9 protein-coding genes are annotated in these 15075 nt (G+C 73.7%); 6 read left to right on the top strand and 3 right to left on the bottom strand.

All coding sequences use genetic code 11. From position 1 onward, the window contains the following. Nucleotides 1-16 precede the first annotated feature (16 nt). The 4 genes from F603_RS0126395 to F603_RS0126380 all read left to right on the top strand — a co-directional run bounded on the left by F603_RS0126395 (nt 17) and on the right by F603_RS0126380 (nt 7236). The gene (locus F603_RS0126395; protein ID WP_019548946.1) at nt 17-1369 is read left to right on the top strand and encodes a carbohydrate ABC transporter permease; all 1353 of its coding nucleotides are present in this window, start codon (nt 17-19) and stop codon (nt 1367-1369) included. Next, nucleotides 1366-2313, top strand: coding sequence for a carbohydrate ABC transporter permease (locus tag F603_RS0126390; RefSeq protein ID WP_019548945.1), 948 nt, complete (start codon nt 1366-1368; stop codon nt 2311-2313). The genes F603_RS0126395 and F603_RS0126390 overlap by 4 nt, the downstream gene beginning before the upstream one ends. Nucleotides 2314-2617: 304 nt before the next feature. Continuing rightward, nucleotides 2618-4921 (top strand): bifunctional glycosyltransferase/CDP-glycerol:glycerophosphate glycerophosphotransferase, encoded by a 2304-nt coding sequence (locus F603_RS0126385; protein WP_245600912.1) that lies wholly within the window; start codon nt 2618-2620, stop codon nt 4919-4921. 41 nt (nt 4922-4962) lie between these two features. Further along, nucleotides 4963-7236, top strand: a complete 2274-nt coding sequence (locus tag F603_RS0126380) for a bifunctional glycosyltransferase/CDP-glycerol:glycerophosphate glycerophosphotransferase (RefSeq protein ID WP_019548943.1) — start codon at nt 4963-4965, stop codon at nt 7234-7236. A gap of 306 nt (nt 7237-7542) precedes the next feature. Here F603_RS0126380 and F603_RS0126375 read toward each other — a convergent pair whose 3' ends face one another. The 3 genes from F603_RS0126375 to F603_RS0126365 are packed head-to-tail and all read right to left on the bottom strand — an operon-like array spanning nt 7543 to nt 11677. Beyond that, nucleotides 7543-8700 (bottom strand): glycosyltransferase family 2 protein, encoded by a 1158-nt coding sequence (locus F603_RS0126375; RefSeq protein WP_019548942.1) that lies wholly within the window; start codon nt 8698-8700, stop codon nt 7543-7545. Beyond that, on the bottom strand, nt 8697-10004 hold the full coding sequence (locus tag F603_RS0126370; protein WP_026328728.1) for a nucleotide sugar dehydrogenase: 1308 nt from the start codon (nt 10002-10004) through the stop codon (nt 8697-8699). The genes F603_RS0126375 and F603_RS0126370 overlap by 4 nt, the downstream gene beginning before the upstream one ends. A 50-nt stretch (nt 10005-10054) precedes the next feature. Further along, nucleotides 10055-11677, bottom strand: a complete 1623-nt coding sequence (locus F603_RS0126365; RefSeq protein ID WP_019548940.1) for a glycosyltransferase — start codon at nt 11675-11677, stop codon at nt 10055-10057. Between the two features lie 312 nt (nt 11678-11989). Here F603_RS0126365 and wecB point away from each other — a divergent pair, with 312 nt between their 5' ends. Together wecB and F603_RS0126355 are read left to right on the top strand one after the other, a co-directional pair. Then, a complete protein-coding gene (wecB, locus tag F603_RS0126360) occupies nt 11990-13078 on the top strand; it encodes a non-hydrolyzing UDP-N-acetylglucosamine 2-epimerase (protein ID WP_019548939.1) in 1089 nt (362 codons plus the stop codon). After that, nucleotides 13078-15066: a glycosyltransferase family 1 protein gene (locus F603_RS0126355; protein ID WP_245600911.1), complete on the top strand. Its 1989-nt coding sequence runs from the start codon at nt 13078-13080 to the stop codon at nt 15064-15066. The genes wecB and F603_RS0126355 overlap by 1 nt, the downstream gene beginning before the upstream one ends. Nucleotides 15067-15075: the final 9 nt, after the last annotated feature.

Genomic DNA, 15075 nt, shown 5'->3' with positions numbered 1-15075 from the left:
AGGGGAGACCACCGTCATGTCGACCGACCCCGCCGCACCGCAGGCCCCCGGCCGCACCACCGGAGCACCGGGCGCGCGCCCCGCGGTGGGCCGTTCGCGCGCCTGGATCGCATGGCTCTTCCTGCTTCCCGCGCTGGTGCTGCTCGGCGCGCTCGTCGCCTACCCGATCGCCTATTCCGTCTACCGCAGCCTCTTCGACGCAAGCGGAGGCGCCTTCGTCGGCCTCGCCAACTACGGTGAGATCTTCACCGATTCGGGCATCCTGACGGCGCTGCGCAACAACCTGATCTGGGTGATCGTCGCGCCCTCGCTCGCGACGGCGCTCGGACTGCTCTTCGCCGTCCTCACCGAGCGCATCCGCTGGGCGACCGCCTTCAAGCTAATCGTCTTCATGCCGATGGCCGTCTCCATGCTCGCGGCCGGCATCACCTTCCGCCTCGTCTACGAGCAGGACCCGGAACGCGGCGTCGCCAACGCGGTGTGGACGGGAGTCCACGACACCTTCGCCGAGTCCTCGCCCTGGCCCGGGGCCCAGCCGCGCGAGGGCGCGGGCCTTGAGCCCTCGGACGGCGGGGCGTTCACGACGAAGGCGACGGCCTCGGCCGGCGAGGTGGCGTTGCTGCCGCTCGTCGGCATCCCCCCGAAGGAGGCCGCGGGTGCGCAGCGCGCCGAGCCGGCGCCGCGGGCCGAGGGGGGCGGCGTCGCCGGCGTCGTCTGGCTGGACTTCGTCCGCGGCGGCGGCAGCGAGCACGGACGGGTCGACGCAGGCGAGAAGGGCCTCGCCGGAGTGAAGGTCGAGGCCGTCAAGGACGGGAAGAGAATCGCGGAGGCGACGAGCGGCCCCGACGGCGTCTTCACCCTGCCGCCCTCGGCCGACGGCGCCCAACTCCGCCTGCCTGCGAGTAATTTCGCCGCACCGTACGGCGGCGTCGACTGGCTCGGGCCGACCCTCGTCACCCCCGCGATCATCGGCTCCTACGTGTGGATGTGGGCAGGGTTCGCGATGGTGCTGATCGCCGCGGGGCTCGCGGGCATCCCGCGGGAGCTGCTGGAAGCCGCCCGGATGGACGGCGCCAACGAGTGGCAGGTCTTCCGGAGGGTCACGGTGCCGGTGCTCGCGCCCGTCCTCGGCGTCGTCTTCGTGACGCTGGTGATCAACGTCCTGAAGATCTTCGACCTCGTCTACGTCATCGCACCGGGCGCCACCCAGAGCGACGCCAACGTCCTCGCGCTCCAGCTCTACCTGTCCTCCTTCGGCAGCAGCGCCGACCAGGGCGTCGGCAGCGCGATCGCCGTCGTCCTGCTGCTGCTCGTGGTCCCCGTGATGGTCGTCAACATCCGCCGCCTGCGGAGGGAGTCCCAGAGGTGACCACCGTCAGCACCCCGGCCCGGGCGCCGGAACCGACGAACGAGCGGCCCGGCTCCGGGCCGCGCCGCCGCACCGCGGGGGCACGCGTCGCCGCGCTCACGGGGCACTGGGCGGTCCGCCTGTTCCTCGTCGTGATCGCGCTCTTCTGGCTGATGCCGACGGCGGGGCTCCTCGGCTCCTCGGTCCGCGACCGCGCCGACATCTCGACGAGCGGCTGGTGGCAGATCTTCGGCTTCAGCTCCTCGTTCCCGTGGATCATCGACCCCGGCCGGCTCACCCTCGACAACTACGACGCGCTCCTCACCAACGCGCAGATCACCGACTCCGTCGTCACCACGGTGCTGATCACGGTGCCGGCGACCGTCCTCGTCGTGCTCGTCGCCGCGCTCGCCGGGTACGCCTTCGCCTGGCTCGACTTCCCCGGCCGGGACTACTGGTTCCTCGCCGTCGTCGGCCTGCTCGTCGTGCCGGTGCAGGTGGCACTCGTCCCGGTGGCGAAGCTCTTCAACGCGCTGGGGATCTTCGAGACGACGCCCGGGGTCGTCCTCTTCCACACCGCCTTCGGGCTGCCGTTCGGCATCTTCCTGCTGCGGAGCTTCTTCGCCGAGATCCCGCGCGAACTCCTGGAGGCCGCACGGCTCGACGGCGCGGGCGAGATACGGCTCTTCACACGCGTCGTCCTGCCGCTCGGCGGCCCGGCGATCGCCTCGCTCGGCATCTTCCAGTTCCTCTGGGTATGGAACGACATGCTCGTCGCGCTGATCTTCGCCGACGCCGCCAACCCACCGATCACCGTCGCGCTCCAGCAGCAGGTCCGCCAGTTCGGGAACAACATCGACGTCCTCGCGCCGGGGGCCTTCCTCTCGATGCTGATCCCGCTCGCCGTCTTCTTCGCCTTCCAGAAGCAGTTCGTCTCCGGGGTGATGGCCGGGGCCGTCAAGTAGCCGGTGTCGGGGGCAGGCGGTGAGCGCGGTCGCGGACCGGGGCGTCGACGGGGAGCGGCAGCCGGGCGACCCCTTCGACCAGCCGGCGCAAGGCGCCGAGCCCCGGCAGGAAGGCCGCGGGCACCGCCTCGCCACCGTCCCGGGGTACAGAGGGACCGGGGCCGGTCGACAGCGCGTACCTGGCTGGTTACGGTGACCAACAGACGGATAATTCGGATGATTACCTGCAAACCTCGCCCGATCCCCACAGAACCGGGTGAAGACAGGGAATCTCCTGCCCGGCCGTTGGGATGGGTGGAACGCCGTGCCTCGATTCAGCGTGATCGTCCCCGCCTACCAGGTGCAGGCGTACCTCCACGAGTCGCTCCAGTCCGTCCTCGGACAGTCCTGCACGGACCTGGAGTTGATCGCCGTCGACGACCACTCGCCCGACGACTCCCCGCGGATCATCGACGAGTGCGCCGCCGCAGACCCCCGCGTACGCCCCCTCCACCTCCCGTCCAACGTCGGACTCGGCGGGGCCCGCAACGCCGGGGTCGAGGCCGCGCGCGGGGAGTACCTCCTCTTCCTCGACGCCGACGACACCCTCACCCCCGGCGCCCTCGACGCGCTCGCCGACCGCCTCACCGCCACGGGCGACCCGGACATCCTCGTCTACGACTTCGCGCTCGCGCACTGGCACGGCGAGCTCGCCCCCAACCCGCGCACCGCGCTCCTCGCCCCGCGCGAGGGCCCCGAGGTCACCACCCTCGCCGACCGCCCCGAGCTGCTGCGCCTCCTCCCCGTCGTCTGGAACAAGGCGTACCGCAGGGACTTCGTCGCGCACCAGGGCCTCGCCTTCCCGCCCGGCTACTACGAGGACACCGTGTGGACGTACCCGGCGCTGCTCGCGGCGGAATCGATCGCGACGCTCGACCGCGTCTGCGTCCACTACCGGCAGCGCCGGCGCGGCAGCATCGTCCGCACGGCGGGCCGACGGCACTTCGACGTCTTCACCCAGTACGAGCGGATCTTCGACTTCCTCGACGCGCGCCCCTGGCTCGACCGCTGGCGCCCGGCCCTCTACCGGCGCATGCTCGACCACCTCACCACGATCGCGACCGCACCCAGCCGCCTCCCGCACACCCTCCGGGCCGAGTTCTTCGCCCGCAGCCGCCGCTACTGCCGCATCCACCACCCGCGCACCAGCCGGCCGCCCGCGGGTGGGCGAGGGCAACCGCTGCCCACGGGCGGCAGTTGGCGCACCGTCGTCCGCCATCTGCTGATGCGCAGCGGCTCGCACCGCCTCTTCCGGACGCTCCACCGCGCCGACCGCGCAGCGGCCACGACGCGCACCCGCTCCCGCTCGGCCGCGAACCTCGCCAAGCGGGCCGCGCTCCTCCTCTACTACGCGGCACAGCGGCAGCGCCCGCTCGACCCGCACCTCGCCGTCTTCTCCGCCTACTGGGGACGCGGCTACGCCTGCAACCCCGCAGCGATCGAGGCGAAGGCCCGCGCACTCGCACCCGGCCTCCGTACGGCCTGGGTCGCCCCGCGCGCGTACGCGCACACGCTGCCGCCCGGCGTACGCCGCCTGGAGCCGGGCTCCGCCTCCTACTGGCGCGCCCTCGCGCGCGCCACCTACCTCGTCAACAACGTCAACTTCCCTGCGCGGTACGTGAAGAGACCGGGGCAGACCCACCTCCAGACCCACCACGGGACGCCGCTGAAACGGATGGGCCTCGACCTCCAGCAGTACCCGGCGGCCGCACGTGGCATGGACTTCCGGCGGCTCCTCACCCACGCCGACCGCTGGGACTTCAGCCTCAGCGCCAACCGGCACTCGACGCTCGCCTGGGAGCGCGCGTACCCCGCCGCGTACACACCGCTGGAGTTCGGCTACCCGCGCAACGACGTCCTGCTCACCGCAGGCCCCGAAGAGGTCCTCGCCGCACGCGCCGCGCTCGGCCTCCCCGAGGGCGCGATCGCCGTCCTCTACGCACCGACCCACCGCGACCATCTGCACGACGCGCCCTACCCCCTCGACCCGGCCCGCCTCGCCCGGCTCCTCGGCCCCGGCCACGTCCTGCTCGTCCGCGCGCACTACTTCGACACCCCGCCGGGTACGCCCCCCGGCGCCGGTCGGCTCGTCGACGTCTCGGCCCATCCCCGCACGGAGGAGCTCTACCTCGCCTCCGACGCCCTCGTCACGGACTACTCCTCGGCGCTCTTCGACTACGCGGTGCTCGACCGCCCGCTCGTCGTCCACGCTCCCGACTGGGAGGTCTACCGGGCGACCCGCGGCGTCTACTTCGACCTGCTCGACGCGCCGCCCGGTCATGTGACGCACGACGAGAGCGAGTTGGCCGCCGTCTTCACGACGGGCGCCTGGTGCGACGCGGAGTCCGCGCGGCGCCGCGCCGGTTTCCGGGAACGGTTCTGCACTCACGACGACGGCCACGCGGCCGAACGCACCGTGCGCCACGTGCTGCTGGGCGAGCCGCTGGACGCGCTGCCGCCCCACGTGCCCCCGGCGGAACGGCGCCCCGCGCCCGCCCCGGCCGAGGCGCGACGGATACTCCGCGACCGCGACTCCCCGCCCCGGGTCGGCACCCGCGCCGCCGGCTGACCGGCCGACCGCCCACCGCTCCGCAGAGATTGGCAGAGCCGATGTCGCTCCACCCCACCGGCGCACGCGCCCGCTTCAGCGTCGTCGTCCCCGTCTACAAGGTCCAGGGGTACCTGCGCGAGTGCCTCGACTCGGTGCTCGGACAGTCCTTCCGCGACCTGGAGGTCCTCGCCGTCGACGACTGCTCGCCCGACGGCTGCGGACGCATCCTCGACGAGTACGCGGCGCGCGACCCGCGGCTGCGCGTACTCCACCTCCCCCGCAACGGCGGACTCGGCCCGGCACGCAACGCCGGCACGGCGCAGGCCACCGGCGAGTACCTGCTCTTCCTCGACAGCGACGACCGCTACCTCCCCGGCGCCCTGGCGTCGATCGACCGCCGCCTCACCGCGGCGGGCGACCCGGAGCTGCTCGTCTTCGACCACCAGCGTTCGTACTGGTGGGGCGAGGTGGTACCGAGCCGCTACGGCGTCCAACTCGCCGAGGCGGCAGGCGGGACCGGCGGCGTGGACGAGCGGCCCGAGTTGCTCTCGCTCTTCCACGTCGCCTGGAACAAGGCGTACCGGCGGGACTTCTACACGGGCAACGGACTCTCCTTCGAGCCGGGGCTCTACGAGGACGTGCCCGTCGCCAACGAGGCGATGGTCTGCGCCGCGCGCGTCGCGTGCCTGCCGCGGATCTGCGTCGACTACCGGCAGCGCCACCTCGGCGCCATCACCCGCTCCCCCGGACGGCGCCACTTCGACATCTTTCCGCAGTACGCCTCACTCTTCGCCTTCCTCGACCGCCACCCGGAGCTCGACGGCGTACGCCCGCTCCTCTTCGAGCGGATGGTGACGCACCTGCTCTTCTGCCTGCGCCGCACCGACCGCGTCCGCCCTGCCGACCGCCGCGCCTACTTCGACCGAGCCTCCAGCTTCTACCACCGCTACCGTCCGGACGGCTTCCGCCCACCGGCGGGCGACCGCGGGTTCCGGGCGCTCGCACAGGGGCACTACGCACCCTTCGCCGCCGAACTCCGCGCCAGGCGCGGCGCGTCGGCCGTACGCGGGCGCCTCGGCACGCTCCGCCGCGGCGGAGTGCGCCAGGCACGCCGCGGCTACTACGCGGTCCACCGCCGTCTCCCGCTCCGGGACGACCTGGCGCTCTACAGCGCGTACTGGAGCCGCGGCTTCGCCTGCAACCCGGCCGCCGTCCACCGGGAGGCCCTGCGGCGCGCGCCGCAAATCCACGGAGTGTGGGTGGTGAGCCCGGAGGGCGCCGCCTCGCTGCCGCCCGGGACCGACCACGTCCATCCGGGCTCGCGCCGCTACTGGCGGCTGCTCGCCCGCGCGCGCTACCTCGTCAACAACGTCAACTGGCCCGACTCCACGGTGAAGCGGCCGGGACAGCTCCACGTGATGACCCACCACGGCACCCCACTCAAGCGCATGGGCCTCGACCAACTCCCCTACCCGGCCTCGGCGCGCGGCACCGACTTCCCCCGCCTGCTCCGCCGCAGCGAGCGCTGGGACATCAGCGTCACCGCCAATCCGCACAGCTCGGAGCACTGGGAGCGCGCCTACCCCTGCGACTACGAGGATCTGCCGGCCGGTTACCCCCGCAACGACCGCTACGTACGCGCCGACGCGGACGAGGTCGCAGCGCTGCGCACCCGGCTCGGCATCCCCGAGGGCCGCACGGCCCTGCTCTACGCGCCGACGATGCGCGACTACCGGGAGGACTTCGTCCCCCTCCTCGACCTGGAGCGGTTCGCCGCGTCCCTCGGGGACGAGCACCTCCTCCTCGTCCGCACCCACTACTTCTACGGGCCCGACCAGGAGCTCCGCGAACTCGCCGAGCGCGGACTGCTGTTGGACGTCTCGGCGCATCCGCACACGGAGGAGCTGTGCCTCGCCGCCGACGGCCTGATCACCGACTACTCCTCCCTGATGTTCGACTACGCCAACCTCGACCGCCCCCTCGTGATCTACGCCCCCGACTGGGAGGCGTACCGCAGCGCCAGGGGCGTCTACTTCGACCTGCTCTCCGGACGCCCGGGCGAGACCCCGGGCGCCGTCGCCCGCACCGAGGAGGAGCTGTTCGCCCTCTTCCGCACGGGCGAGTGGCGCGGCCCGCACTCGGACGCGCTCCGGAACGCCTTCCGCGAGCGGTTCTGCCCCTACGACGACGGCCGCGCCGCCGAACGCGTCGTCCGCCGCGTCTTCCTGGGGGAACCACCAGAGACCCTTCCCGCACCCCTGCCCCTGAGCGTCCGGCGCCCGGCGCCCCTCACCCGGCCCGACGAACCGGCGATCGCGCCGGCGCACGGCTGACGGGGACCCGCAACCGTCCCGGGGTCTTTTCGGCTCACCGGCTCGGCGCGACGGCACATCCGGTCGCCGAATCGCCCTCTTGCCCGTCGCGTTGGCGGGTTCGGGCTGGGCGCCGGCTGGCCGGAGCTCCGACGTAAGGGGACGTCGCGCTGGGCAGCAGCCCCGGCGCGTCCCCCCTGCCGGCCGCCCCGCTCTCCGAACGGGGCTGGCACCACGAGCGGCCTCCCAACGCCGCCCGCCCGCACGGAAACGAGCCGCCGCACGCCCGAACTGCCCCGTCAGCACGAGCAGTCGGCCCCGCAGAACTCACCCCCGCCCCGGCAGCCAGCCCTTCCCCACCCGCCGCACCCGAGCCGGCACACCCCTGCGTACCCAGGACCGCCGTACGTCCACCGGCGGCGTCTCTGCGGGACGCCCCCACTCCCCGGCGGCCACCGCCTCCTGCCATCTCAACACCCCTCGGACCGCCTCGTGCTGCTCCTCCCGTGCCAGCTCCAGCACCGTCCGCCGCTCCGGGTCTAGGCGCTCCAGCACCCCGTCCCCGTACCGCTCGACGAGCGCCCCCGCGCCTCTGCACACCGCGCGCTGCGCCGGCGGCTCCAGGGCGAGGAAGCCATGGCGGAAGAGTTGGTAGAGCTCGACGTGGAAGTGCCGTCTGTGGAAGCCGCGGCGCAGCTCCTCGTCGCCTTCGAGGAGCGCGTGCGTCGCGTCGAGGAGCCGCTCGGCGCACCGCAGGCGCACCTCAGGACCGGTGCGGTAGGTGATGTTGCCCGAGTCGGCACGGCGGACGGCGTGGTAGTAGACCCGGTCGGCGAGGACGGAGATCCGCCGCGCGCGGACGCACGCGCCGAGGACGAACGGCTGGTCGCTGAAGGCCGGCATCCCTTCCTCGTAGCGGAGGCCGTGGCGCTCCAGCAGCTCCCTGCGGAAGAGTTTGGTGTTGGAGAGCGCCCACGGGAGCCCGTCCCCGACGAGCCTGATCGCGGGCGCGCTGCGTGCGAACACCCCGCTGGGTACCTTTCGTTCGCCGACCGCCGCCATCTTGCACAGCAGCACGTCGCTGCCGTGCGCGTCGGCCGCCCCGACCATCCGCTCCAGCGCCTCGGGCACGAGGTGGTCGTCGGCCCCGAGGAAGAAGACGTACCTGCCGCACGCCCTCTCCAGGCCGAGGTTGCTCGGAAGCGCGGGCCCACCGGAGTTCTGCGGCAGACGCTCGGTGCGGAAGAGTTCAGGACGCTTGCCCGCCCACGCCGCGATCTCGTCGCCCGAGCCGTCCGTCGAACCGTCGTCGACGACGATCACCTCCAACCGCCCCTCGCCGAGGGTCTGTTCGGCGAGCGAGTGCAGGCAGGTGCTCAGGTACGGCATGGTGTCGTGGACGGCCACGACGACACTCACATCCGGCGGCCCGGCGGCCCGGCGGGGCACACCGCGGGGCGAGGCGCCGCGCGTCGGCACCGTCACGCCGGCGCAGCCTCCTCCGTCGGCGCCCCCAGCACCACGCGGTCCACGCCGCGCCAGCGCTCCGGCACGGTCACCCGCCTCCCGTCGACGAGCACCCGCAGGTACGGCAGGTCCGCGGCACCGAGTTCGCGGTACCCCGCGTGGTCGGCCTGGACGACGGCCGCCGTCACCGGCTCTCCCGCGTACGGCGGCAGCCCGAGCGCCGAGAGTTCGGCCGCGTCGTAGAGCGGATCGGAGACGTACGGCTCGGCGCCGTGCGCGTGCAGCGCGTCGACCGTCGCGAACACCCCGGAGAAAGCAGTCTCCTTGACGCCTCCCCGGTACGCCGCGCCGAGCACCAGCACCTGGGCGCCGTCGAGTGCGCCGTACGCCTCGGCTAGCCGCTCGACCGCGTACTCCGGCATCAGCGCGTTCGCCTCGCGCGCCGCGCGGACCACGCTCGCCTGCGGATCGTTCCACAGGTACATCCGCGGGTAGACGGGGATGCAGTGCCCGCCGACGGCGATGCCCGGACGGTGGATATGGCTGTAGGGCTGCGTGTTGCACGCCTCGATCACCGGCTCGACGTCGATCCCCACCCGGTCGGCGAAGCGCGCGAACTGGTTGGCGAGGCCGATGTTGACGTCCCGGTAGGTGGTCTCGGCGAGCTTCGCCAGCTCCGCCGCCTCGGCCGAGCCGAGGTCCCACACGCCGTTGGGGCGCGGCAGGTCAGTCCGCTCGTCGAAGTCGAGGACGCTCTCGTAGAAGGCGGCGCCGCGGCGCGCGGACTCGGGCCCGATGCCGCCGACGAGCTTCGGGTAGCGGCGCAGGTCGGCGAAGACCCGCCCGGTGAGCACGCGTTCGGGGCTGAAGACCAGCGAGAAGTCCCGCTCGGCCATGAGCCCTGAGCCGTCCTCCAGCATCGGCGCCCACCGCTTGCGCGTGGTGCCGACGGGCAGCGTCGTCTCGTAGCTCACCAGCGTGCCGCGGCGCAGCCCGGCCGCGACGTCCCGGGTCGCGCTGTCCATCCACGTGAAGTCCGGCTCGCCCGTGGACGTCACGAAGACCGGCACCACGAGCACCACCGCCTCGCTCTCGGCGACCGCCGCGGCGGTGTCGACGGTGGCGCGCAGCCGCCCCGCGGCCACGGCCTCCTTGAGCCGGTCGGCGAGGAGGTGCTCGCCGGGGAACGGCTCGGCACCGTCGTTCACCGCGTCGACGACCCGCTGCGAGGCGTCCGCGCCGACCACCGTGTGTCCGGCACCGGCGAACCGCACCGCGAGCGGCAGCCCGATCTTCCCGAGCGCTACCACGCAGATCCGCATGCTCTCCTCCTCCGACTCGCTTACGCCTGCGGTCACTTCGCGCGCTTCCCTCACTGCCGCACCCCGGCTCTCGGCGCCGCCGAGAGCCCCACGACGGTGCTGAGCCGGCCGCCGCCCTGCGGTACCGGCGGCCGGCCCAGCAGCTCCGCGTAGAGCCGGTCGAGCTTCGCCGCCTGCGCCTCCCACGTCCACTGGGGGAGGAGGCCCGGCTTGTCGTACGCCGCGCGGTAGCGCTGCGGGTGGTCGAGCACGCGGCGCAACGCCTCCGCACAGTCCTGCACGTCGCCCGCCGTGAAGACCTCGCCCTGGCCCGTCGCCCGCACCATCTGCGCCATCGCCCGTACGTCGCTGGTGACGAGCGGCAGCCGGGCCTGCGCGTACTCGAAGAACTTGTTGCTCATCGCCACTTCGTGGTTGGGCAGGTGGACGAGCGGGCTCACCGCCGCGTCCGCCCTCCGCAGATACGGCACGACCTGCCAGTGCGGCACGTACGGCAGCAGGTGGACGCGGTCCTCGTACTCTTCCGCGCGGATCGCCGCGCGCGCCGCCCCCGAGATGCCGCCGCCGGGTGGCTGGGATACCAACGCCAGGTGCACATCGGGGAGTTCGGCGAGCGCCGCGATGACAGTGTCCACCCCGCGCACCGGCGCGATCCCGCCGACGTAGACGACGAGCCGCGTCTCGGGACCGACGCCGCACTGGGCACGCAGGTCGGGCAGCTCCGCCGTCCGCTGCTCGGCCGTGAGCTCCGTGACGGGCGCGTTGTAGACGACGGTCGGCAGCTCCGCGAGCCCGTGGTCCTTGCGGAGCTGCTCGGCGAGCGGCGGCGAGACCGTCACCACGGCGTCCGCGAACGGCGCGTGCTCCTTCTCCCAGGCGTGCAGGGCCGGAATCCAGCGATGATGCGGCGCGTTGAGCCCCGGCACGTACTCGTGCGCGTCCCAGAGGAGCTTGACGTCCCTGCCCTCGGCCCGCGCCCGCACCGCCGCGCGGGCCCCGACGCCGAGCATGCGGAAGTCGTGCGCGTGGATGAGGTCGGGTTGCAGCGCGTCGATCTCGGCGCAGAACGCCAACTCGTAGTCGTACAGGTGGGGTTCGAGGCGGCGCCAGGAGCGGTTGCCGAGGAGGGTGCGCCACGCCGCGGTGGCGAGCCGGTCGAGACGGCCCTCCAGGGTCGTGCGGTGCTCCTCGGCCTGCTGCCGCTGCCGGTCGCGCAGCGCGATCCACCGCATCGCCAGCCGCGAGGCGGCGCCCGGCACGCGCAGCCACCCGCGGGCGAGCCGCAGCGGCACCGTACGCACGCCGCTCGGGCTGCGCCGCAACGCGAGGTCGAGCACGGCCCTGCGCATCCGCAGGTCGCTGCGGCGTGCTTTCGCCCACTGCTCCTTGTACGCGGCGGCACGGGCGTCGGGGTAGGCGAGCGGCCGGCGGAAGGCGGCGCTGCGCAGCGTGTGCCTCCTGGTGTGGAGCGGCGCCGGCCGCGGCAGCAGCCGCACGCGCGCACCGCCGAGCGAGAACCTGCGCCGCGCCGGACCCGGTGCCCGTCCCAGGAGGTAGACCTCCCAGCCGGCGGCCGCGGCGGAGGCCGCCGACTTCTGGACGCGCGAGTCGCCCCGCACCCCGTTGTCGACGAGCATCACGATCCGCCCGCGGTTGGTAACGCCACCGTCCACGATGTCTCCTCTCCCGGCCCGTCCGCAGCCGGGAACGCGCGCGTGGATTCCCGCGTGCACGGGACGGGGCGGCATGGGGAAAGGCTGCGCACGCGCATTCTCGGTCCACGGCCGAAGACTCACCGGTTGCGCTTTTCTCACTGGCTGACTGACTGTCGTTATGATCGCCGAACGCGTTGTCAACAACAGCGGCAACAAGCAGGCCAACGGGGTGAATCCGCACTTCGGACGCCGTCTCGCGGCCCTGCTTCCGCCCTGAGCACTTCCGTCCCAGCCTGTCGAATTCCCGCCGCCGCACCCCTGTGAGCGCACATGAGAGTCGTCAGCATCGTGGGCGCACGCCCGCAGTTGGTAAAACTCGCACCGATCTCGACCGCACTCGCCAAGGACGGCCACGAGCACACGATCGTCCACACGGGACAGCACTACGACGCCGACCTCTCCGACGTCTTCTTCTCCGGACTCGGCATTCCGGCACCCGACGTGCACCTCGGTACCGGCTCCGGCAGCCACGGAGCGCAGACCGGGCACGCGCTCGCCGCGCTCGACCCCGTCCTCGCCGACACGGCCCCCGACTGGGTCCTCGTCTACGGCGACACCAACAGCACCCTCGCCGGCGCCCTCTCCGCGGTGAAGCAGCACCTGCCGGTCGCGCACCTGGAGGCGGGGCTGCGCTCCTTCAACCGCCGGATGCCCGAAGAGCACAACCGCGTCCTCACCGACCACGCGGCCGACCTGCTGCTCGCCCCCACCGAGGAGGCCGTCCGCCACCTGACGGCCGAGGGGCTCGACGACCGCGCCGAGCTCACGGGCGACGTGATGGTGGACGTCTGCCTCGCCACCAGGGACGCCGTGCACGCGGGGAGCGCACCGCCGGCTCCGCTGCCGGACGGACTGCGCCCGGGGGAGCCGTACCTCCTCGCCACGCTCCACCGCGCGGAGAACACGGAGCCGCCGGGCCGGCTCGAGGCGCTCGCCTCGTCCCTCGCTGACTTGCCGCTGCCCGTCGTCCTCCTCGCGCATCCGCGCCTCGTGGACCGCGCCGGGGCGCAGGGCGTCGAGCTGGCGCGCGGGAGCGTGCACGTGTCGCGTCCGCTGCCGTACGCGCAGCTCGTCGCTGCGGTGCTGGGCGCGCACGGCGTCGTCACCGATTCGGGCGGGCTCCAGAAGGAGGCGTACCTCCTCGGGCGCCCGTGCACCACGCTGCGGACGGAGACCGAGTGGCCGGAGACGCTCGCCGGCGACTGGAACATCCTCGTCCCCGACCCCGACGCGCTCGGCGCCGACTGCTGGGCCGACCTGGCGACCCGCCCCGCGCCCCACCAGGAGCGCACCGCCCCGTACGGCGACGGGACAGCCGCGCTCACGGCCGTCGCCGCGATGCGGCGCGGGGCCTCCTGATGGCGGGCCCGAAGTCTCCCTCCACGGACGGGAGTTCGGGGCGCAGACCGCGGCTCGTCGTGCTCAGCGCCGAGGTGCTCGACGAGTCGGCGCCCGCCCGGGTGCCGGGTGCTGCCGCGCGGGTGCGGGGGATCTGCGAGGCGGCCGTGCGTACCGGTTGGGACGTCGCGGTGCTCGCGCGGAGTGCGGGGAGCGGGCGCCGGCACACGGTGCTGGGGACGGTGCCCGTGGTGCTGCTGCCGGTGGGCGGGTGGCCGCTGCGGCGCCCGCCGCGCAGACCGGCTGCGCGGCTGCGGCGGAAGGCACTGCGGCACGTCGCGGCCGCCGTGCGGCGAGGCGCGCGGCAGGCGCGGAGGGCCCACGACGTCGCACGCCTGCGTCCGCACGGGCTGCTCGCGGCCGGAGCGAGGGGCGGCCTCGAGCGGCTCGACGGAGCGGTGCGTACGGAGCGGGTGCGCGCGGCCCGGTGGTCGGCGCCGTCCGAACTCCTCGTCCACCGCCCGCGGCTGCTCGCGCTCGACCTCGCCTTCGGGCCGCTGCTGGAGCGGTTGCGCCCCGACGCGGTGCACGCGTGCGGGCTGCCGACGGCGGTCGCCGCGGCGCACGCGGCGGCGCGGATGCGCGCGACGGGCCACCGGTGCCGCTGGGTCTACGAGCCGCGCAGACCCGCCGGCGCCGACTCCGCGGCCGAGTGCGTACTCCTCCACCGCGCCGACGCGGTCGTCACCGAGACCGAGGCCCGCGCCGGCGCCCTCCGCGCGGAGCACCGACTCGCGATCGCGCCTCCGGTGCTCCCCGCGACCGAACTGCCCTACAAATACGCGGAGTTGACCGGCCTGCTGCCACCGCCCGCCGACTTCGACGCGGCGGGGCGGAGCTGCCGCAGACGGGCTCCCGCGCCGCAGCCGGACGCGCCACAGCCGCGCTGGACCCCGCTGGGGGAGACGCCCGTACGGCTCGGCCTCGGGCCCGCCAACCACTCGGGGCAGCTCGCCGAGGTCGCCCGCGCCGTCTGCGCGGCGCGCGACGACGTCTCCGCCGAGGTCTTCATGGCGAACGCCGCCGAAAAGCTCGTCCACCCCGTCGACGTCTTCCTCGACCCGCGGTCGTCTTACCGCCCGCACGTTCAACTGGAGCAGCTCCAACGGGTGTTGGCCGGGTACACGCACCTGCTCGCGGACGCCTTCCGCCCCGTGTTCGGACGCCTCAACGGGCCGCATCTGGAGGACGACCTGCCCGACCTGCTCCGCAGCCCGCTGCGCACGGCCCTCCTCGCACGCGGCAGCGAGGTGCGCCATCCGGCCCGCCACCTGGAACGGCACGGCGCCGACTCGCTCTTCCGCGATGCACCGGAGGAGGTGCGGCGGAGGCTGACCAGGCTCGCCGAACGCAACCGCAGAGTCGCCGAGGAGAGCGGTCTCCCCGTCTTCGCCACCACCCCCGACCTCCTCGCCGACCTCCCCGCGGGCGCCGTCTGGATGCCGCTCGTCGTCGACGTCGCCGCCTTCGCCAGGGGCTACCCGGTGATGAAGCGCTCCCGGCCCGTCGTGCTCCACGCGCCCTCGCAGCGGTGGACGAAGGGGACCGAGCGCATCGTGCCCGCGCTGGAGGAGCTCGACCGGCGCGGCCACGTGCGGTTCGAGCTCGTCGAAGGGGTGCCGCGTGCGGAGGTCCGGGAGCGGGTGCGCAGGGCCGACGTCGTCGTCGACCAGTTCGGCGTCGGCGCCTACGGCAACCTCGCCTGCGAGGCGATGGCCGCGGGCAAGCCGGTGCTCGCGCGCCTCGACGCCGCGGTGGAGGCAGCGCTCGGCGTGCCGGTGCCGCTCGTCAACGCCCGTGCGGGGACCGTCCGTTGCGCGCTGGAGGCGCTTCTCGACGACCGCGAGGAGGCGACCCGGATCGGTGCGGCTGCGCGCAAGTTCGCCGAGGAACACCACGACGGCCGCCGGACCGTCCAGGCGCTCTCCGCCTTCCTCGGACGCGGCTGACCGGCGGCC

Source organism: Streptomyces sulphureus DSM 40104, assembly GCF_000381025.1.
In the GTDB taxonomy this organism is placed as follows: Bacteria; Actinomycetota; Actinomycetes; order Streptomycetales; family Streptomycetaceae; genus Streptomyces; species Streptomyces sulphureus.
The sequence above is the reverse complement of the archived record's forward strand: the minus strand, read 5'-3'. Positions and strand labels throughout refer to the sequence as shown.

Bases quoted from the DNA above. Each gene is read 5' to 3' on its own strand.
- F603_RS0126380 (WP_019548943.1), top strand. From the start codon at position 4,963: ATGTCGCTCCACCCCACCGGCGCACGCGCCCGCTTCAGCGTCGTCGTC.
- F603_RS0126370 (WP_026328728.1), bottom strand. From the start codon at position 10,004: ATGCGGATCTGCGTGGTAGCGCTCGGGAAGATCGGGCTGCCGCTCGCG.
- wecB (WP_019548939.1), top strand. From the start codon at position 11,990: ATGAGAGTCGTCAGCATCGTGGGCGCACGCCCGCAGTTGGTAAAACTC.
- F603_RS0126395 (WP_019548946.1), top strand. From the start codon at position 17: ATGTCGACCGACCCCGCCGCACCGCAGGCCCCCGGCCGCACCACCGGA.
- F603_RS0126355 (WP_245600911.1), top strand. From the start codon at position 13,078: ATGGCGGGCCCGAAGTCTCCCTCCACGGACGGGAGTTCGGGGCGCAGA.